This window comes from Mesorhizobium sp. M7A.F.Ca.MR.245.00.0.0, assembly GCF_003997415.1.
In the GTDB taxonomy this organism is placed as follows: Bacteria; Pseudomonadota; Alphaproteobacteria; order Rhizobiales; family Rhizobiaceae; genus Mesorhizobium.
The window spans coordinates 1-17,608 of the sequence record NZ_RZTE01000061.1 but is presented as its reverse complement, the minus strand read 5'-3'; the positions used below and the strand labels follow the sequence as shown (position 1 = coordinate 17,608).

General features: G+C 61.7%; 16 protein-coding genes. 10 read left to right on the top strand and 6 right to left on the bottom strand.

All coding sequences use genetic code 11. The annotated features are described in order from the left end of the window. Positions 1-87 precede the first annotated feature (87 nt). A complete protein-coding gene (locus EOB80_RS36010) occupies positions 88-270 on the bottom strand; it encodes an FAD-dependent oxidoreductase (protein ID WP_348629545.1) in 183 nt (60 codons plus the stop codon). Between the two features lie 903 nt (positions 271-1,173). Further along, positions 1,174-1,851, bottom strand: coding sequence for a GntR family transcriptional regulator (locus tag EOB80_RS32370; RefSeq protein WP_127268588.1), 678 nt, complete (start codon positions 1,849-1,851; stop codon positions 1,174-1,176). Positions 1,852-1,984: 133 nt separating this feature from the next. On the opposite strand from EOB80_RS32370, the gene EOB80_RS32365 reads away from it, so the two are divergent. From EOB80_RS32365 to EOB80_RS32325, 9 genes are all read left to right on the top strand, one after another. Then, positions 1,985-2,572 (top strand): amino acid synthesis family protein, encoded by a 588-nt coding sequence (locus EOB80_RS32365; RefSeq protein ID WP_127268589.1) that lies wholly within the window; start codon positions 1,985-1,987, stop codon positions 2,570-2,572. Further along, entirely contained in the window at positions 2,565-4,373 is a 1,809-nt protein-coding gene (locus tag EOB80_RS35930) for an alpha/beta fold hydrolase (RefSeq protein ID WP_127332006.1), read from the top strand. Before EOB80_RS32365 ends, EOB80_RS35930 begins: the two co-directional genes overlap by 8 nt. After that, positions 4,370-5,407: an LLM class flavin-dependent oxidoreductase gene (locus EOB80_RS32355; protein ID WP_127319049.1), complete on the top strand. Its 1,038-nt coding sequence runs from the start codon at positions 4,370-4,372 to the stop codon at positions 5,405-5,407. Before EOB80_RS35930 ends, EOB80_RS32355 begins: the two co-directional genes overlap by 4 nt. A gap of 10 nt (positions 5,408-5,417) precedes the next feature. Continuing rightward, positions 5,418-6,887, top strand: coding sequence for an aldehyde dehydrogenase (locus EOB80_RS32350; RefSeq protein WP_127332004.1), 1,470 nt, complete (start codon positions 5,418-5,420; stop codon positions 6,885-6,887). 57 nt (positions 6,888-6,944) lie between these two features. Then, on the top strand, positions 6,945-7,949 hold the full coding sequence (locus tag EOB80_RS32345; RefSeq protein ID WP_127332002.1) for an ABC transporter substrate-binding protein: 1,005 nt from the start codon (positions 6,945-6,947) through the stop codon (positions 7,947-7,949). 65 nt (positions 7,950-8,014) lie between these two features. Continuing rightward, the gene (locus EOB80_RS32340) at positions 8,015-8,875 is read left to right on the top strand and encodes an ABC transporter permease (RefSeq protein WP_127332000.1); all 861 of its coding nucleotides are present in this window, start codon (positions 8,015-8,017) and stop codon (positions 8,873-8,875) included. A gap of 2 nt (positions 8,876-8,877) precedes the next feature. Further along, positions 8,878-9,678, top strand: a complete 801-nt coding sequence (locus tag EOB80_RS32335; protein WP_127331998.1) for an ABC transporter permease — start codon at positions 8,878-8,880, stop codon at positions 9,676-9,678. Then, the gene (locus EOB80_RS32330) at positions 9,675-10,751 is read left to right on the top strand and encodes an ABC transporter ATP-binding protein (protein WP_127331996.1); all 1,077 of its coding nucleotides are present in this window, start codon (positions 9,675-9,677) and stop codon (positions 10,749-10,751) included. Before EOB80_RS32335 ends, EOB80_RS32330 begins: the two co-directional genes overlap by 4 nt. 314 nt (positions 10,752-11,065) lie before the next feature. Then, positions 11,066-12,838 carry an SLC13 family permease gene (locus EOB80_RS32325; protein WP_127331994.1) on the top strand — a complete coding sequence of 591 codons (1,773 nt, stop codon included), beginning with the start codon at positions 11,066-11,068 and terminating at the stop codon, positions 12,836-12,838. A gap of 296 nt (positions 12,839-13,134) precedes the next feature. Here the strand turns inward: EOB80_RS32325 and EOB80_RS32320 are convergent, their stop codons facing one another. From EOB80_RS32320 to EOB80_RS32310, 3 genes are all read right to left on the bottom strand, one after another. Next, on the bottom strand, positions 13,135-13,731 hold the full coding sequence (locus EOB80_RS32320; protein WP_127331992.1) for a general stress protein: 597 nt from the start codon (positions 13,729-13,731) through the stop codon (positions 13,135-13,137). Positions 13,732-13,753: 22 nt separating this feature from the next. Next, positions 13,754-14,497, bottom strand: a complete 744-nt coding sequence (locus EOB80_RS32315; protein WP_127331990.1) for a DUF4142 domain-containing protein — start codon at positions 14,495-14,497, stop codon at positions 13,754-13,756. A gap of 802 nt (positions 14,498-15,299) precedes the next feature. After that, positions 15,300-15,677 (bottom strand): low affinity iron permease family protein, encoded by a 378-nt coding sequence (locus EOB80_RS32310; RefSeq protein WP_127320400.1) that lies wholly within the window; start codon positions 15,675-15,677, stop codon positions 15,300-15,302. A 508-nt stretch (positions 15,678-16,185) separates the two neighbouring features. Between EOB80_RS32310 and EOB80_RS32300 the strand changes: the two genes are divergently transcribed. Next, positions 16,186-16,485, top strand: a complete 300-nt coding sequence (locus tag EOB80_RS32300; protein ID WP_127266845.1) for a DUF1236 domain-containing protein — start codon at positions 16,186-16,188, stop codon at positions 16,483-16,485. 189 nt (positions 16,486-16,674) lie between these two features. Here EOB80_RS32300 and EOB80_RS32295 read toward each other — a convergent pair whose 3' ends face one another. Further along, positions 16,675-16,992, bottom strand: coding sequence for a metalloregulator ArsR/SmtB family transcription factor (locus EOB80_RS32295; protein WP_164762808.1), 318 nt, complete (start codon positions 16,990-16,992; stop codon positions 16,675-16,677). Positions 16,993-17,608: the final 616 nt, after the last annotated feature.

Sequence of the window (17,608 nt, the reverse complement as noted above, 5' to 3'; positions counted from 1 at the left end):
GTCGCGCTTCTCGGCGCCCGCTACACGACCGTCCACAACGCCTGCACCGTGCCTGGGCTTTGAGACGGCCGAGCAACTCTGGCCCGCCTACGCCTCCGGGAAGCCAGGACAGTTATGCGATTTTGGAATGAGCTTGGCTCGTGCGTCGCCAGCGTCGACCAAGATCACCGAACGCAAGAATCTCGCCAGATACATGCCTGCCGCAAGTCCTGCGGGGCCGCCGCCGACAATCGCCACGTCAAACACATGACCGGAGGAAGAACTTGGCATTGCGCCTAACATTGCCCAAAGGATCTTGTTCCCTGCTTTGGCAGGGGGATGAGTAGCTGACGGTCAGGCCTTCAAGGTGGATTTTCGCGGCAACTCGTCGAGGTGTCTCTCACGGGCGGCGGTGCGCGCCTCGATTTGATTTGCGCGGTCTGCGACACCGAGGGGTTCCAGCTTTTGCAAGGCTTCAATTCGAGGTGCCCGAAATGCCGACATGGCATTTCACCGGCCAACTTGCCATTAGACGAGCGACCGTTCGCATTACCCGGGCCCACGCGATTGGACCGAATCGACCTAACGGGAAAACCTAGCCTGATAGTTCTGTCCTTCCGACTCGGAGTGGCGCGATGCCCACCGTCTGAAGGCCGATCAGATTTTCTGACCAGTCGAGGTGCAGACTATCATAGTTGATTGTTGCTGCCGGTGACCTAGCGTAATCAAAGGCTCACGTGGTTTTCCAACAGAGGACGGTATGTTGTATCCAGGTCGATTTTTGGAACCCAGCGATATTGTGATGCTTGCCCGTGTTTGTGAGATGGTCTGCAAAGAGCGCGGCGTACCTGTTGCTTCGCGGGCGGGAGAGCGCACGGCTGCGCACGTACTGAGGCTGTTCATGAACGGCTTGACTGGGGAGAATGAGCTGCTCGATGCTGAGAGGAACCGGGCTCGACGGAGTGATCTGGCTTTCGAGAAGGCTGCTGTCAGCTACGATGACACAAGAGAGGCCGCGTGATTAGCTTCCTGGAATTGAAGTAGCGAAGAAAACCGCTCGCTCCACGCGACGAGCCCCAGAGGCACCCTCTGCATAGAGCGGGGTGTTGCTGCGGCACTCTTAAGGTGAGCGTAAGCTTCCGCACGCAGCCCGATTCGTGGGCGATCGGCTCTGTTGGAAATTTGGTGGTGAGACTAAGGACAATCGACGCGTAGTGTGTTCCGGGCGATCTTCCAGGCGGACTCGACATGCCGCCGCGCTGCTGCTTCCGCCGCTTCCGGCTTGTGTGCGCGGATCGCATCCATGATCTCGTTCATCTCGGCGATCGCCGCTTCGCGCCGGTTGGTCGAGACGATTGTCATCGAACGAAGCTGGTTGATGCGGACATTCAGCCCGGAGACGATTTCCCAGGCGACACGCTTGTCGGCGGCCTCGAACAGTGCCTCGTAGAATTTGGTCGTCGCCCGCATCACCGCAGGCGGCGTCGCCGACGCCCACGCATCGAACAAATCCGCCAGCGCCCCTTCGAGCGTTGCCAACTGCTCGCCGGTGGCCGACAGGGCACAGGCTCGGGCCGCGATGCCTTCAAGCAGAGCCCGAAGCTCGTAGATCTCATCGGTACGGCCGAGGTCCGGCCTGGCGACGGCCGGCCCATGCCCAGGGATCATCTGCACGAGCCCCTCTGCCTCCAGCTGCCGCAGTACCTCACGCACGACGGAACGGCTGACGCCGAGCTGGTCGCAAAGCGGCCGTTCGACAAGCCTTTCGCCAGGCTGGAAATGGAAATCCATGATCGCTTCGCGCATGCGCTCCAGCGCCAGCGTCCTCAAGGTCTTGGAGCTGCGGTCGATGCGAAGCGTGTCGTCTGGCATGTATGCCTCCTGCGCCGCTACGAAAACAGATTCGATGGCCGGTTGACAAGGTACTTGGCGCTCCATAGCATGGTATACCATAAGATGATAGCGGGATTGGATGTCCCGAGGCACCACCTACCCGAGGAATTCCATGCAGCCCGCCATTCGTAAGATCGTTACCTATACCGAGAACACGCTGATCGAAGGCGGCAAGGCCGCCCCCCGGCCGCTGCGCCTTATCGGCGTCGCAGCGGTGCTGACCAATCCCTGGGCCGGTCGCGGCTTCACCGACGATCTGTCGCCCCAAATCCGAGCCTGTGCGCCGGTGCTGGGAGAGATCCTGACCCACGAGATCGTTGCCGCCGCCGGTTCCGGCGAGGCTATCGAGGGCTATGGCAAGGCCGCCATCTGCGGTACGTCGGGCGAGATCGAGCATGCGTCGGCGTTGATCCATACGCTGCACTTCGGCAACCACTATCGGCGTGCCGTAAGCGCCAAGACCTACCTTGCCTTCACCAATCTGCGCGGCGGGCCGAACACCCCGATCATCATTCCGCTGATGGACAAAAATGACGAAGGGCGGCGCTCGCATTACCTCACCGTGCATTTCCAGATCGGCGATGCACCGGCGCCCGACGAGCTGGTTGTGGCGCTCGGCGCCTCGATCGGCGGCCGCCCGCATCATCGAATCGGCGACCGCTACCAGGACCTCAAAGAGCTTGGGGACGTGCATGGCTGACGCTTCCGCATCGGCATGGGTTCGACGGGGTGCGGCGCCCGACGGCACCGGCTTCATCCGTGTCGGCGCGGGCGCACCGGTGCTTTTTATTCATGGCGTTGGTATGAACGCCGCGATCTGGCAGCCGCAGATCGAGCGGATGTCCGATAGCTTCGACGTCATCGCCATCGACATGCTCGGCCACGGTCAGTCGCCGCTGCCGCCGCAGAACCCAGAACTCGCCGACTATGCTGATCAGGCCATTCGCCTGCTCGACCATCTCGGCCTCGACAAAGTATCCGTCATCGGCCACTCGATGGGCGCGCTCGTTGCCCAGGAACTCGCGCTACGCGCAGCCGAGCGCGTCCGCCGCATCGTCTCGCTGAATGCCGTGTTCCGGCGGCCACCTGAACTGGCCGAAGCTGTTCGCCAGCGCGCGGTGGCGCTTACCGGCAAGAGTGACGTGACCGGCACGGCACAGACCATTGCCCGCTGGTTCGGAGATCCGGTGCCGGTCGAGCTCGAGGCGGCTGCACGGAAGACGGCCGCCGTACTGGGTGCCGTCGACCCGGAAGGTTATGCTCGCACCTATCGCCTGTTCGCTCGTGCCGACAGCGACCACGCTGACCGCCTGCCGAGGCTAGCCGTACCGGCCCTTTTCATGACCGGTTCCGAGGACAGGAATTCTTCGCCGGCAATGTCGGCCGCGATGGCGCGGCTGGCGCCGCATGGCCGCTGCACAGTGCTCTCAGGCGAGCGGCATATGATGGCGGTGGCGGATCCCGGCCTGACGACGCGCCATATCGTCGACTTCCTCAAAGAAGGCGAAGCGATCGAGCAAGACAGCGCTGCCGCGGCGAACACCGGGTTCGACGGCAGCGAGTTCCGCCGTGCGCTGGGTTCCTTCCTCACCGGCGTCACCATCGTCACCACCATCGGGCCCGAAGGCGAGCCGCGCGGCTTCACCGCCAACTCCTTCACCTCGGTGTCGCTTGATCCACCTTTGGTGCTGGTCTGCATCGCTCATAAGGCGGTTGGCCATCCTGTCTTTGCGACATCGAAAAGCTTCGCCATCAACGTCCTCAACGAGGATCAGAAGGCAGCGTCCGGCATATTCGCCTCGAAAGCGGCCGACAAGTTCGCCGCCGTTGCCTGGCGACCGGGACGAACGGGCAGCCCCGTGCTGGACGGCTCCGTCGCATCCTTCGACTGCGACATGGAGCGGCTGGTCGATGCCGGTGATCATTCAATCCTCATTGGCCGCGTCCGCGATTTCGAGCACAATTCCGCGCAGCCGCTCGGCTATTGCCGCGGCGCGTATGTCGCGCCCGGCCTCAGCCAGGACGCGCTGGCAGCCACCCAGCCCGGCACCGATGTCGGCGCCATCCTCGAGAATGGCGGCCGGATCCTGTTCCTGGAGACGGCGGATGGTTTTGAACTGCCGCGCGGTCGGGGTCTGGGTGCGGCTGGCGATGGGAAAAGCCTGCGAGGGGTGCTTGCCGCGAGGGCCATCGAGGCCAAGCTGGGCTTCCTTTTCGCCGTCTGGGACGATGCCAGAGATGTTTCGCGCACACATGTCTACTATCGCGGCACGTTCGACGTGCCCGCTTCCAGCGATCGCGGCATCAGGCTGGTCGAGATCCACGCGATCGAGGAGTTGAAAATCGCCGATCCGGCGATCCGCTCGATGCTCGCACGCTATGTCAAGGAATGCTCAGTGGATGCATTCGGCGTCTATGTCGGCAACGATGTCGAAGGCGAGGTCCGGCCGCTCGCCAGGACCGCCGGTTCCACAGCACCCAACACAGGTGACCAGCGATGAAATTCTCGCTCTTCGTGCATATGGAACGGTCGGACCTCGCCAAGCCGCATTCCGAGCTCGTGACCGAGCTCGAGGAGTTGGTCCTGATGGCCGAACAGGCCGGATTCGAGACCGCCTGGATCGGCGAGCATCACGGCATGGAATTCACCATTTCGCCCAATCCTTTTATCAATATCGCTTATCTCGCTGCCAAAACCAGCCGGATCCGTCTCGGTACCGGAACCGTGATCGCGCCCTTCTGGCATCCGATCAAACTTGCCGGCGAAGCGGCGATGGCCGACGTCATTAGCGGTGGTCGGCTCGACATCGGCATCGCGCGCGGCGCCTACAGTTATGAATATCAGCGTATCTTTCCAGGCCTCGACGCCTGGGGCGCCGGCCAGCGCATGCGTGAGATCATACCGGCGATCCGCGGCCTCTGGGAAGGCGACTTCGAGCTCTCAGGCGAGTTCTGGCAGTTCCCGCCCACCACCTCCTCGCCCAAGCCGCTGCAAAAACCCTACCCCCCGATCTGGGTGGCGGCGCGCGATCCGAACTCGCACGATTTTGCCGTTTCCCATGGATGCAAGGTGCAGGTGACGCCGCTGGCTTCTGGCGACGACGAGGTGGCGAGCCTGATGCAGCGCTTCAACGGAGCCTGCGCCGCGCATCCCGAGATCGAACGGCCGGAGATCATGCTTTTGATGCACACCTTCGTCGCCGAGGACGCAGCCGATGCCGATCGCCTCACCCAGGACCTGTCGGCCTTTTACTGCCAGTTCGGCGCCTGGTTCCAAAACAAGAAGCCGGTGCACCAAGGCATATTGGAACCGCTGACGGAGGACGAGATCGCGGCCATGCCGCAATACGCGCCGGACAGGATCAGGCAGAATCTGGTGATCGGCGAAGCCGACGAAGTCCTCGCTCGACTGAAGGCTTATGAGGCGCTCGGCTACGACCAGTATTCGATCTGGATCGACAGCGGGCTTTCGCATGAGCGCAAAACGAAATCGCTGAAACTGTTCATCGACCGGGTAATGCCGGCCTTCCTCTGATCGCGAGCCCATGACCGACGCTGTTTTCAGGAACTTCATCGACGGCCGCTTCGACGAGCCATCAGCCACGTTCGACAGCGTCGACCCGTCGACCGGCGCGGCCTGGGCCAGGATGCCGGCGGCGAGCGAAGCCGATGTCGACCGTGCCGTCGAGGCGGCGCACCGCGCATTGCGCTCAGACCCATGGCGAAGGATGACAGCGACAGCGCGTGGAAAGCTGCTTGTCAAGCTCGGTGACCTTGTCGCCGCCAATGCCGCGCGCCTTGCCCAACTCGAGACACGCGACACCGGCAAGATCATCCGCGAAACGCGCGCCCAGATCGCCTATGTCGGCGACTACTACCGCTATTATGGCGGGCTCGCCGACAAGCACGAAGGCGCGCATGTGCCGATCGACAAGCCCGATCTCGACGTCACCATCCGTCGCGAGCCGATTGGCGTCGTTGCCGCGGTGGTGCCGTGGAACTCACAGCTCTTCCTCTCGGCCGTCAAGCTCGGCCCGGCGCTCGCCGCCGGCTGCACCATCGTGCTCAAGGCTTCCGAGGACGGCCCGGCGCCGCTGCTCTCCTTTGCCGAACTGGTCCAGCAGGCCGGCTTCCCCTCAGGCGTCGTCAACATCCTCACCGGCTTTGGCCAGGAGTGCGGCCGGCGCCTGACCAGCCATCCGCTGGTTTCGCGCGTCGCCTTCACCGGCGGCCCCTCGACTGCGCGCGCCATTGTCAGGAATACGGCGGAGAACCTTGCCTACACGACGCTGGAGCTCGGCGGCAAAAGCCCGATCGTCGTCTTTGCCGACGCCGACCTCGACAGCGCCGCCAATGCGGTTGTTGCCGGCATTTTCGCCGCGACCGGCCAGAGCTGCGTCGCCGGGTCACGGTTGCTGATCGAGCGTTCAGTAAAAGATGAGTTCCTCGTCCGGCTGAAGCGCAAGGCCGAAGCGATCCGCATCGGCGACCCACAGGATCCGGCCACAGAAATGGGGCCGCTCGCCACGCTGCGCCAGCGCGACTGGATCGAGAAGGTGGTCGCGGAGAGCCTTGTCGCGGGCGGCAGACTGGTCACCGGTGGAACGCGGCCAACCGGCGACGGCTTCTACTACGCGCCGACTATCATCGATGCCGGCGGCAGCGACCTGCCCTGCGTGCGCGAGGAGCTGTTCGGACCGGTGCTCAGCGTGCTTGCTTTCGACAGCGAGGCGCAGGCGCTGGCACTCGCCAACGACACGCCCTTCGGCCTGGCTTCCGGCGTGTTCACCAGCAATCTCGGCAAGGCGCACCGCATGGCGCGCGACATCCATGCTGGCGTCGTCTGGGTCAACACCTATCGCTCCGTATCGCCGCTCGTTCCCTTCGGCGGCTACGGCCTGTCTGGCCTCGGCCGCGAAGGCGGGCTCGATGCCATCAGAGATTACACACGCTCGAAATCCGTATGGATCAACACCTCGGACGAGCCGATCCCCGATCCCTTCGTCATGCGCTGAGGCGCGCGACGCAGGTGCACTGAGAAAAACAAGAACAGACCAACAGAGGAGAATGACATGAAACTGATTTTGACCGGCCTGCTGGCCGGGTTGCTCGCAGCGACCGCCGCCAAGGCCGATGAAATGGCGTTCACCAGCTGGGGCGGCACCACGCAAGAGGCGCAGACCAAATCCTGGGCGGCCCCCTTCGAGGCCAGCTCCGGCATCAAGGTGCTGCAGGACGGACCGACCGACTACGGCAAGCTCAAGGCCATGGTCGACGCAGGCAACGTCACCTGGGATGTCGTCGACGTGGAAATGGATTTCGCCATCAAGGCTGCCAAGGACGGGCTGCTGGAGCCGATCGACTATGCGGTCGTACCGAAGGCCGATCTCGACCCGCGCTTCAGCAATGAGCATGCCGTCGGCAGCTTCTACTATTCCTTCGTGCTTGCTTGGAACAAGGGCGCCGTTCCGGGCGAACCGACCGGCTGGGCCGACATGTTCGACACCAAGAAATTTCCCGGCAAGCGGACCTTCTACAAATGGTCGGCCCCCGGCGTCATCGAGATCGCGCTGCTGGCCGACGGCGTGCCGGCGGACAAGCTCTATCCGCTCGACCTCGACCGGGCCTTCAAGAAACTCGACACCATCAAGTCCGATATCGTCTGGTGGAGCGGCGGTGCTGAATCGCAGCAGCTGATTGCCTCCGGCGAGGCCGCTTTCGGCCAGTTGTGGAACGGTCGCGTCTTCGCCCTGCAGCAGGATGGCACCGATGTCGGTGTTGCCTGGAACCAGAACCTCACCGCCGCCGACGTGCTCGTCGTGCCGAAGGGCGCCAAGAACAAGGGCAGCGCGATGAAGTTCCTCGCTGCCGCCACCAGCCCGACCGGCCAGGCGAAATTCGCCGAGGCGAGCGGCTATGCGCCGATCAATACCAAGGCCAAGGCTGAGATGCCGGCCGATGCCGTCAAGGCCCTGCCAGATGCCCATGTCGAGGGCCAGATCAACCTCGACATGAACTACTGGGCCGAGCATCGCGACGAGATCGCCACGCGCTGGTATGCCTGGCAGACCAAGTAGCACCTAACACCGTTGCAGACCGGCGGGGCGCGGCTTGCGCTCCCCGTTCGAGACAGGACCGCTCGATGCAGGGAAATTCTTCCAGACGCGGCTCGGTCGCCGGCCTGCCGGCCGGCAGCGGCAGCGCATTGCCGGCTCTTCTCCTGGTCGGCCTGTTCTTCATCGTGCCGGTGGTGGCCCTGCTGCTGCGCAGCGTCACCGATCCTGAGCCAGGCTTGCAGAACTACGCCGCGCTGTTCGGCAGCGGCACCTATGTGCGGGTGTTCCTCAACACCTTCCTCGTTGCATCGGTCGTCACCGCCGTCACCATCCTGGTGGCGTTCCCGGTCGCCTGGATGCTGGCGATCATGCCGCCGGCCCTGGGCTCGATCGTCTTCGGCATCATCATCCTGTCGATGTGGACGAACCTTCTCACCCGCACCTATGCCTGGATGGTGCTGCTGCAGCGGACGGGGGTGATCAACCGGGCGCTGATGGGGCTGGGCATCATCCACGAGCCGCTGCCGCTCATCAACAATCTGGCCGGCGTAACCATCGGCATGGTCTACATCATGCTGCCCTTCATGATCCTGCCGCTGGTCGGCACACTGAGGGCGATAGACCCGATGACGCTGCGCGCCGCCGCCCTTTGCGGCGCAAGCCCGTTCGAGGCTTTCCGCCGCATCCTCTTGCCGCTGTCGCTGCCCGGCGTCGCCGCCGGAGGGCTGATGGTCTTCGTCATGTCGCTTGGCTACTTCGTCACGCCGGCCCTGCTCGGCGGCACATCGAACATGATGCTGGCCGAGATGATCGCACAGACGGTGCAGTCGCTGCTCAACTGGGGGCTCGGCAGTGCGGCCGCCTTCGTCCTGCTCGTCGTCACCATGGCGCTCTACGCGATCCAGCTTCGCCTGGTCGGCGCCAGGCGCACCGGCGGAGGGATCTGAGGATGCTGCTCGACTACGACAGGCTCGGATGGCTGCGCGTGGCGCTTGTCGGCTTCACGGCGGCAGTCGCGGCTTTCCTGTTGCTGCCGGTGGTCTTCATCGTGCTCCTGTCGTTCGGCTCGTCGCGCTGGCTGGCCTTCCCGCCGCCCGGCTGGACGCTGAGATGGTACCAGCAATTGCTGGCCGACCCGACCTGGATCGATGCCGCGCTGACCAGTGCCCGAATTGCCGCCATGGCCGCTATGCTGGCCGTCATCATCGGCCTGTTCGCTGCCTTCAGCCTGGTCAGGGGTGAGTTCCGCGGACGCCAGGTCCTGCGCGGATTGCTGTTGACGCCGATGGTGCTGCCGGTCGTCGTTTTCGCCATCGCCATCTACGCTTTCTTCCTGCGCATCGGCCTCGCCGGCACCACGGTCGGCTTCGTCATCGCCCATACGATCCTGGCGCTTCCCTTCGCCATCATCCCGATCACCGCTGCGCTCGAAGGTTTCGATAAATCCATCGAGGATGCAGCCATCGTCTGCGGCGCAAGTCCGTTTCAGGCGCGGCTGAGGATCACCTTGCCGTCGATCAGGATCGGCATCTTCTCGGCGGCGATCTTCTCGTTCCTGGCCTCGTGGGATGAGGTCGTGGTGGCGATTTTCATGGCAAGTCCGACCTTGCAGACCTTGCCGGTTAAGATCTGGGGCAGCCTGCGCGCAGACCTCAGCCCGGTGGTCGCCGCCGCCTCCAGCCTGCTCGTTGGCCTGACGTTTTGCCTGATGATTGTGACCGCACTCCTTCGCAGAAAATTGTCCAGATGACCCGGTCCTTCCTGTCCATACGCGCGCTAAGAAAGACGTTCGGCGCCTTCGTCGCCGTCCACGACGTAACCATCGATGTGCCCAAAGGTGAATTCCTGACATTCCTCGGCCCGTCCGGCTCCGGCAAGTCGACGACGCTCTACGCCATTGCCGGTTTCCAGGATCCGAGCTCAGGCGATGTGCTTTTGGAGGACATGTCGCTGCTTTCGGTGCCGTCGCACAAGCGCAACATCGGCATGGTGTTCCAGCGCTACACGCTGTTTCCGCATCTGAGCGTCGCCGAGAATATCGCCTTTCCGCTGCGCGTGCGCCGCCGGCCCGATGGCGAGATCAAGCGCAAGGTCGCCGACATGCTGGCGCTGGTGCGTCTCGAAAACTTCGCCGACCGCCATCCGGGCGCGCTGTCTGGCGGCCAGCAGCAGCGCGTGGCGCTTGCCCGCGCGCTCGCCTACGACCCGCCGATCCTTTTGATGGACGAGCCGCTATCGGCGCTTGATAAGAAGCTGCGCCAGGAAATCCAGGCCGAGATCCGCCGCATCCACCGGGAGACAGGCGTCACCATCCTCTATGTCACCCACGACCAGGAGGAGGCGCTGCACCTATCCGATCGGATCGCGCTGTTCAGGGAAGGCCGCATCGAGCAGATCGGCACCGGCGAGGATCTTTACCTCCGGCCGGCGAGCGAATTTGTTGCGGGCTTCATCGGCAACTCGAATTTTCTGCCGGCTGAGCATTTGCAAACCGCGCGTGGCGTATCCACGATCCGCCTGGCCGACGGCTCAATCGTGACCGGTATCAAAACGACAACATCGTTCGGCCAGGGTCAGAGGGTCCGGCTGATGGTGCGCCCGGAAGCCTTCCGCCTCGCGCCTGGAGCCACGAGCGCGGCGCTCGCCGTCGAGATCATCGACACGGCGTTCTTTGGCGACCGCCGGCGCGTCATGGCGCGCACGGCCGCCGGCGACGAAATTGATGTCAGGCCAGCCTCTGACGCGGAGGGAGCAGACAGCGCCACAACATCAGGCAAGCGTATCTTTTTTGATCCCGGATCGGCCTTCTTGTTTCCGGCCTGAAGGGCCGGATTGGTCAGGTCACGTCGATGTCTGTGAAGGCCCGAAGAACCGCTTCTTAAAATCCGTGTCTGAACGCTGCCGATCCGCTCCTGGCCCAACGCCGCCGGACTGCTTTGCGCCTCATGGTCGTAAGGTCGGTTTTGCCATCGCCTGAAAGCTGACGATCGCAGGCGACTGCGCTGGAAGCCGTGGGACAGTGGCCATCGCCCGATGGCGTTCAGGATCGTGCTGGCAAAGCCGCAATCAGCGAAGCAACAAAAGGGGCGGTTTGGCCGTTCTGATGAGTCGCATTGGCGGCTGGGGCATTCGAAGACATGACGACGCAGCAAATTTTGTCATTTGCCGTAACCTTCGTGATGATGGCAGCGTTCGTGTGGGGTCGCTATCGTTATGATCTGGTCGCGGCCGCGGCACTGTTGCTTGCTCTCGCGGTTGGCATTGTGCCTCTTGACGAAGCCTTCAGCGGGTTCAGCGACGATATCGTGGTTATTGTTGGCAGCGCTCTGCTGGTGAGCGCAGGGATATCGCGCTCGGGTATCATGGAGGCCGCCATCAAGCGCTTTGCTCCGAAATTATCGGGAGTTCGGTCGCAACTGGCGCTGCTGGTGATCGTGGTCACGATCCTCTCTGCCTTTGTAAAGAATATCGGGGCGCTCGCTATCATGATTCCGATCGCCTTCCAGTTCGCGCGCCGGTCTAACATTTCACCCTCGATATTTCTGATGCCTATGGCGTTCGGGTCACTGCTCGGCGGTCTCATGACGCAGGTGGGAACATCTCCCAACATCGTTGTGTCCCGAGTGCGAGAGGAACTGACCGGAACCGCCTTCACAATGTTCGACTTCACACCTGTTGGAGCTGCCATAGCCGCTGCCGGAACGATCTTCCTTCTGTTTTTCTATTGGTTGTTGCCGGTGCGCGAAAAGCTTGGCGGATCACTGAACGAAGCCCTCGACATCAAGAACTACCTTACGGAGGCTCGAATTGTCGCCGACTCCACGGTGCTCGGGAAAACCGTCGCAGACCTCATGAAGCTCGCCGGCGGCGATGCAATCGTGACGTCGATTCTGCGCAATCGCACGATGCGGATGACGCCACTGCCCGACGCGATCCTCAAGGTGAATGACATCCTGTTGCTCGAGGGCGACCCAGAAGCGCTGGATCGCCTTGTCTCCCAGGGCAGGCTCAGCGTGACCGGGGATAGGGTCGGTGGTGACGACACCACCAACGAAATGGTCGCTATCGAAGCCGTAATCGGTGAAAGCTCCTCTTTGATCGGCTGGACCGCCCAGCGCCTTGCCCTTTACGATCGCTTCAATGTCAACCTCCTGGCTGTCAGCCGTCGCGGGGAGCGCCTCGACCGCAGGCTGGCCGAAGTCGAGCTGAGGCTCGGGGACGTTGTCGTTTTGCGGGGCATTGCAGCCAGGATGCCTGAGACACTTCGTGAACTCGGCTGCTTACCACTGGCAGAAAGGGCAATCCTTCTTGGTAGCGTCCGCAAGGGTATCGTGCCGGTAGTAATCCTTGCTCTCGCCATGGTGGCGACGGCGTTTGGGCTGCTGCCAGTCTCCGTCGCTTTCTTCGCGGCCGCTGTCGCGGTTGTGCTTTTCAAGGTCATTCCGCTCCGCGACGTCTACCAATCGCTCGATGGGCCTATCCTCGTGATGCTGGCCGTTCTCATTCCAGTAAGCGATTCGCTACGCAGTACAGGGGCGACGGGAGTAGTTGCCGGCGAGCTTGCTAGGCTGGGAACACTCCTCCCGGCGTCCGGCGCACTGATGCTCATCCTTGTCGCCGCCATGGCCGTTACGCCATTCCTCAACAATGCCGCCACCGTCCTTGTCATGGCGCCTATCGCCGCCGAATTTGCCAGTGATCTGGGCTACCGGCCGGAAGCATTTTTGATGGCTGTCGCCATTGGCGCCGGCTGTGACTTTCTCACCCCGATCGGACATCAGTGCAACACGCTTGTCATGGGGCCGGGTGGCTACCGCTTCAGCGACTATCCCCGTCTGGGACTGCCCCTATCTTTTCTCGTAGTCATTGTTGCCGTGCCGATGCTTATGATTGTTTGGCCAGTGGACTGACATCGATATTCGGGTGCCCTCCTTGAAAATCCCACATGACACTACATTCCGGTTGGTGTCGCCAACGGTGGCCCTCTCGTCCCGCCCGCGGCGATAGACACTTTGTTCCAGCCGTTTATCGGGGCGAAGGGAAAGCAAGCAAAAGTCGGCACAAGGCGTGTTTTGCGCAGCGGCAGGGCCATGGTGAACTGCAAGCCGTCACAACGACATTCTATCTTGCCGCTAACCTGAGATACGAGCGTTGCGCATCGCGCAGGGCGGACGAGGGCGGCTGTTAGCCGCCCAGTCATTTCATCTCACACGTTGCGACGCCCTCTGGCCCCCTCCAGGTCATCACCTGTGTAGACATCAGCCGTTGGATCGAAGCCGGTCCAACCGCCTGCTTCGTATTCGTTTCGACGGCGGGCGATGTCGACGGAATTATATTGCTTCAGTATCTCTTCCGCGTCGGGGACTAGGTCGTCTTCGACCCTGGCTATGACCATTGTTCCCCCACGCCGAACGCCTTCGGCATAAACATGTGCGTCGTTTTCTGGCACACCGGACTCTGTCATCGCGCCGATGATGCCACCAGCTGCGCCACCGACCACGGCACCGCCGACAGCGCCGACCGCAGTCGCTGCCAGCCAGCCCGCGGCAACCACGGGGCCGACACCGGGTATGGCCATCAGGCCGAGGCCGGTGAGCAAGCCGCCGGCCCCGCCGATAACGGCGCCGACACCAGCCCCCGCCGCCGCATCCTCGCCAGCCTCCGACGCTTCGCCCGTAAGCCGGCCGCTCGAATTGCTCGCCACGATGCTAATATCGTCGTGCGGAACGCCGGTGGCTTCAAGCTCACCCACAGCGTCGCTTGCTTGATCGTAATTGTCGAAGAGTCCTGTTACGGTTTTCATCTGATTTGTCCTTGCTTGGTGATCAATTCTTGCCGGCAACGACGTTGCCTTGAAAGTCGAGGGCGATGGGTGCTGCTTTGCCGTCCTTGCTCGCGGTTCCACGCCAGATCCCCTTGTCGTCCTTCGTCAGGGCGGAGACGTCCGAGTAACCCGCCTTCTCGATGGCGCTCTTGGCCTGGTCCTCGGTGAAGCTGTTGGCACCAGGCACCGGCGCCGCAGAATTTGTGGTGTCCGCATCGGAGGCGGCTGGCGCGGAACTGTCGGGGGCAGGAGCGGCAGCCGCGACCTTGCCAATCATCTCCTGATGCATCTTGAGTGTCGGCAACGTCTCGCTTGCAAACGACTTGAGAGCGGAATTGTCGCCATCCTTGGCGTAACTTTCAAACATGCTCACAGCGTCGGCATGCGCCGTCCTCTGCATGCTGGCATAGGGTGCATCGACTGGCGCCGCAGCTGACTGCAACTTGTCGACGTCGCTCTTGTGGGCAGCGTCGAGGTCGGCGGGCACCTGCAATTTCTGTTCGCCGGCAATACTCTCGAGCTTGGCGTTCGCAGTGCCATGGTCGGAGATCATCCTCTGGGCGAAATCCTTAAGGGTCGGATCTTGGAGCTTGTCTTGAGCGACCTTGCTGGACTGCACTTCGAACATCCCGCCGATCGCGGCCTTCGTGACGAAGTCCTGTGCCGTCTCTGCTGACAAGGCAGGCAGTACAGCGGTCATTACGGTCGCGATCGAGAGCGATGCCATGCGTAGTTTGGTTCTCATGCTGAGGTTCCTTAGTTGAGGAGGACGATGAACCCCAATCTCCTGGCGCTACCTTTGTTCCGGACGTTGACAAATGTCGGACATTTCGGGGCGCCATTCCCGTCGTCGTGAAGCTGGCGGAGCGTCCCGATCCCATTGTCCGGGACCTCAGACCGATCGAAGAGTTGCCATTGCGCGCAGAGGGAGCCTGATGGCGAAAAATCCAACGGTGAAAAGTTCGGTGTGCGGTCCGGCAAGAGCCTGAAGCAGACGCGCCCGGTCAGAAAAGCACCACAAAGGCGGAAAGACGTCGGTCGCGCCCCAGACTCCGCCTAACCGGCATGCCGGCGGGTAGGCAGGTCGACATGCGTGACCTCCGCCAAGTGATCGCGCGAACGGCCAAGGGACCCGCCGCTGCTCGTTTCTGATTATGAAAGCCCGCCGCCCCATTTGCGAAGCGGCGGGCTTCATCCGCCCCAACTTGTCAACGCAACTTTGATGCCAAACCTTTTTGGCTCTCTATAGGACAATGGGCCTGTCCGACAGCGATCAAACAGACATCCAAAATGCCAGCAGCAGGGCGCATATGGATGAGACGAAAGCAGCGGTGGCAAAAAGCACGCCCTGCCAATCTGGCGGTGGATCGGACACCAACTTGTCGGGGGGCGGATGATTGTCATTCATGATAAGCAATTTTGCGATGCCAAGTTTGGTCCCGCTAATCCTTCAGGTTGTCGGCGGAAATGGCCGCCCTACCGAAGGCCAAAGAAACTCAAAATCGCCAAGACGACGACCACCGCACCGACGAGCCAAATGATATTGTTCATGATCTCTCTCCTGTTGCTTTCGAAAGTTCGCGCCTGGCAGCGCCGATCGTTCGGGACGCCTCTGCTTCGAGTTCTACAAGCTTGTCCCTGATCTCCTCCGGCTCGGCGTGCTCCAATCCGACAACGTCATTTCTGGTTTCATTCAGTGAAACGATGATCTCATCGAGTTTGGCGTGAATGGCGGCGGTGTCGCGATAGCCTTGTAGAAGGACAACACCAGTGATCACGATGGCGGCAACCGACAGGGCGTAGGTAACCGCACTTGTCAGACCAAAGGGCACCAGGGCGGTGCACAAAACCATTGCTATGAGAATGACATAGAAGCCCGGCGGCCGAGATAGGAAGTCGGAGGCCGCGAAAAGGAACCGATTCATATCCGGGCCAAAGTCATCAAGGCGACCAGTGCGGTAATGGCCACACAGATAGGCACTGCTGCCAGTAAGCCTGCCTCTAAGATCCGACTCTCTTTGTCGCGCAACATCAGGTCACCTACTCCAAGTTAAAGATATAGGTTCGCGAGCAGCTGGGCGGCTCGCGAACCCTGCTATCGGCGTCGGAAGGGACGTTGCTGCGCCGATCCACCACATGTCAGCCAAGCACGAGTGCCATCACGAGAAAGGGGACAGCTGCGAATAACAGCGTGCTTGGCCAGCACTTTTATCCATCTGCTTTCTCCCAAATTCGAGAGACAACAGCCGCGGGGGGCAGGCGTTCCAGTCGCTGTCTCTGACAGGACCAATGCGTGTTCTAGGACCAGACTTAGGCCCCAAAGGGACTAGACCTAAGTGCCTAAGGCGGAACGTTTAGGGCGGCTCCATGTTCAAGTTGCCGGGCGGCGCGGGACGATGATCGTGTTGCGCCCGTCCCCACGGGAGTGCAGATATGAACATGCTTCTAAAGAACACCGCAGCAGCGATGTTGCTCTTGGCTGGGATCGGCTCAGCCGCCGCGGACGACATCATTATCCAGCCGGAACAAGACACCGTCATCCGCGAATATGTGAAGCAGCAGCCCCTGGCGTCGGTCAAGCTCCCCGGCGTGGAACTGAATGTCGGGACAGCTCTGCCAGACACGGTTGAGATCCATGAGGTCCCCAACGTCAAATACCGCTATGTGGTGGTCGACAACCGCACGGTGCTGGTGGACCCGGGCACCCGAAAAATCATCAAGGTTTACGACTGAACGAACCAATCCAACCCCGCCGCCATCGCTGGCGGCGGGGCTGAAGCGTATAAATCTCCACGTCCGGACGAAGATGATGAGCCTTAAAGTCGCGACATCGCAAGCGCTCTTGGCACGCCTCTCCGGCACGAATGCGGGAAGCACGTTAGAGCGAAGGCCGAGAGGAAACCCCTCCAAAGGTCTCGGGCTTTATGGATGATGGTCGCGGCCAGGCAGAGTTTTCCGCTCAGCAAGCCAGTCCAGGAGTTCAAGGACCTTCAGGGCACGATCTGTGCACGAGTAATACGCTTTTTGACGCTCCTGCTTCCGGGTGACCAGCCCAAATTCTCGCATTATGCTAAGGTGTTGGGAGAGTGCGGAGTTGCTAAGCCCTAATCGCGACGCCAGATCAGAAACGGATATTTCTCCATCGGCAAGAATGATTAGAGCGAGAAGGCGCTTTTCATTAGCCATGGCAGCGAGCAGCTCGGCGGACGGCGCATAAATGCTGTGGTTTTCGGGATCCATGATGTCTCCCTCACTCACGCGTCGAGCGGGCCTTGCGCAGGCCGAAATGTAAAGAACTCTGAACTCGCCTCCCATTTACCGCAGCGGCGGGCCAAGGATGACGTGCCGGGATCGTCGGGCGCTCCGGCGCGTTAGAACTATTAGCGTAGCGTAATGTTCCATCAGAAGGGCGTCTCTGTCTGACGGCCGGCGTCGGCGGCTAAGCGCCTTAGCTCCTGGATCGCCCCTTCTTCGAAGCCTGGGAATCTCTGGCTTCGGCAGCAAGGCGTTGTTCTCGAAGTCGCGCAGTTTTTAAAAAACGCGCCTCTCTCTCGGCCGCGTTAGCAACTTTTGCCTCGCGGTCTGCGCGATCCAATCGGTCTTTGTCGATGCTTCGCTGGGACACTTTGGCCTCCTACCAGAAGACCGTTGAATTTACTTTTCGCTAAATTGTTCCCGTCAATTCGGCGACTGCCTTCCTGACGCTTGCGGCACCAACAAAGCAAAACACCGCCACCGGCGTAGCGGGCTCTTAAAGAGGCAGGCAATTGGAGGGTACTGACAAACTAGGTACCGCCACAGTGCTTCCGGCATCAAAGGTGCCGGATCGCAACGCCGCATGCCGACAGCATCGATG

Excerpts from the sequence above, each read along its gene's own strand:
- EOB80_RS36010 (WP_348629545.1), bottom strand. The coding sequence starts at position 270 with ATGCCAAGTTCTTCCTCCGGTCATGTGTTTGACGTGGCGATTGTCGGC.
- EOB80_RS32370 (WP_127268588.1), bottom strand. The coding sequence starts at position 1,851 with ATGCCAGACGACACGCTTCGCATCGACCGCAGCTCCAAGACCTTGAGG.
- EOB80_RS32365 (WP_127268589.1), top strand. The coding sequence starts at position 1,985 with ATGCAGCCCGCCATTCGTAAGATCGTTACCTATACCGAGAACACGCTG.
- EOB80_RS35930 (WP_127332006.1), top strand. The coding sequence starts at position 2,565 with ATGGCTGACGCTTCCGCATCGGCATGGGTTCGACGGGGTGCGGCGCCC.
- EOB80_RS32355 (WP_127319049.1), top strand. The coding sequence starts at position 4,370 with ATGAAATTCTCGCTCTTCGTGCATATGGAACGGTCGGACCTCGCCAAG.
- EOB80_RS32350 (WP_127332004.1), top strand. The coding sequence starts at position 5,418 with ATGACCGACGCTGTTTTCAGGAACTTCATCGACGGCCGCTTCGACGAG.
- EOB80_RS32345 (WP_127332002.1), top strand. The coding sequence starts at position 6,945 with ATGAAACTGATTTTGACCGGCCTGCTGGCCGGGTTGCTCGCAGCGACC.
- EOB80_RS32340 (WP_127332000.1), top strand. The coding sequence starts at position 8,015 with ATGCAGGGAAATTCTTCCAGACGCGGCTCGGTCGCCGGCCTGCCGGCC.
- EOB80_RS32335 (WP_127331998.1), top strand. The coding sequence starts at position 8,878 with ATGCTGCTCGACTACGACAGGCTCGGATGGCTGCGCGTGGCGCTTGTC.
- EOB80_RS32330 (WP_127331996.1), top strand. The coding sequence starts at position 9,675 with ATGACCCGGTCCTTCCTGTCCATACGCGCGCTAAGAAAGACGTTCGGC.
- EOB80_RS32325 (WP_127331994.1), top strand. The coding sequence starts at position 11,066 with ATGACGACGCAGCAAATTTTGTCATTTGCCGTAACCTTCGTGATGATG.
- EOB80_RS32320 (WP_127331992.1), bottom strand. The coding sequence starts at position 13,731 with ATGAAAACCGTAACAGGACTCTTCGACAATTACGATCAAGCAAGCGAC.
- EOB80_RS32315 (WP_127331990.1), bottom strand. The coding sequence starts at position 14,497 with ATGAGAACCAAACTACGCATGGCATCGCTCTCGATCGCGACCGTAATG.
- EOB80_RS32310 (WP_127320400.1), bottom strand. The coding sequence starts at position 15,677 with ATGAATCGGTTCCTTTTCGCGGCCTCCGACTTCCTATCTCGGCCGCCG.
- EOB80_RS32300 (WP_127266845.1), top strand. The coding sequence starts at position 16,186 with ATGAACATGCTTCTAAAGAACACCGCAGCAGCGATGTTGCTCTTGGCT.
- EOB80_RS32295 (WP_164762808.1), bottom strand. The coding sequence starts at position 16,992 with ATGGATCCCGAAAACCACAGCATTTATGCGCCGTCCGCCGAGCTGCTC.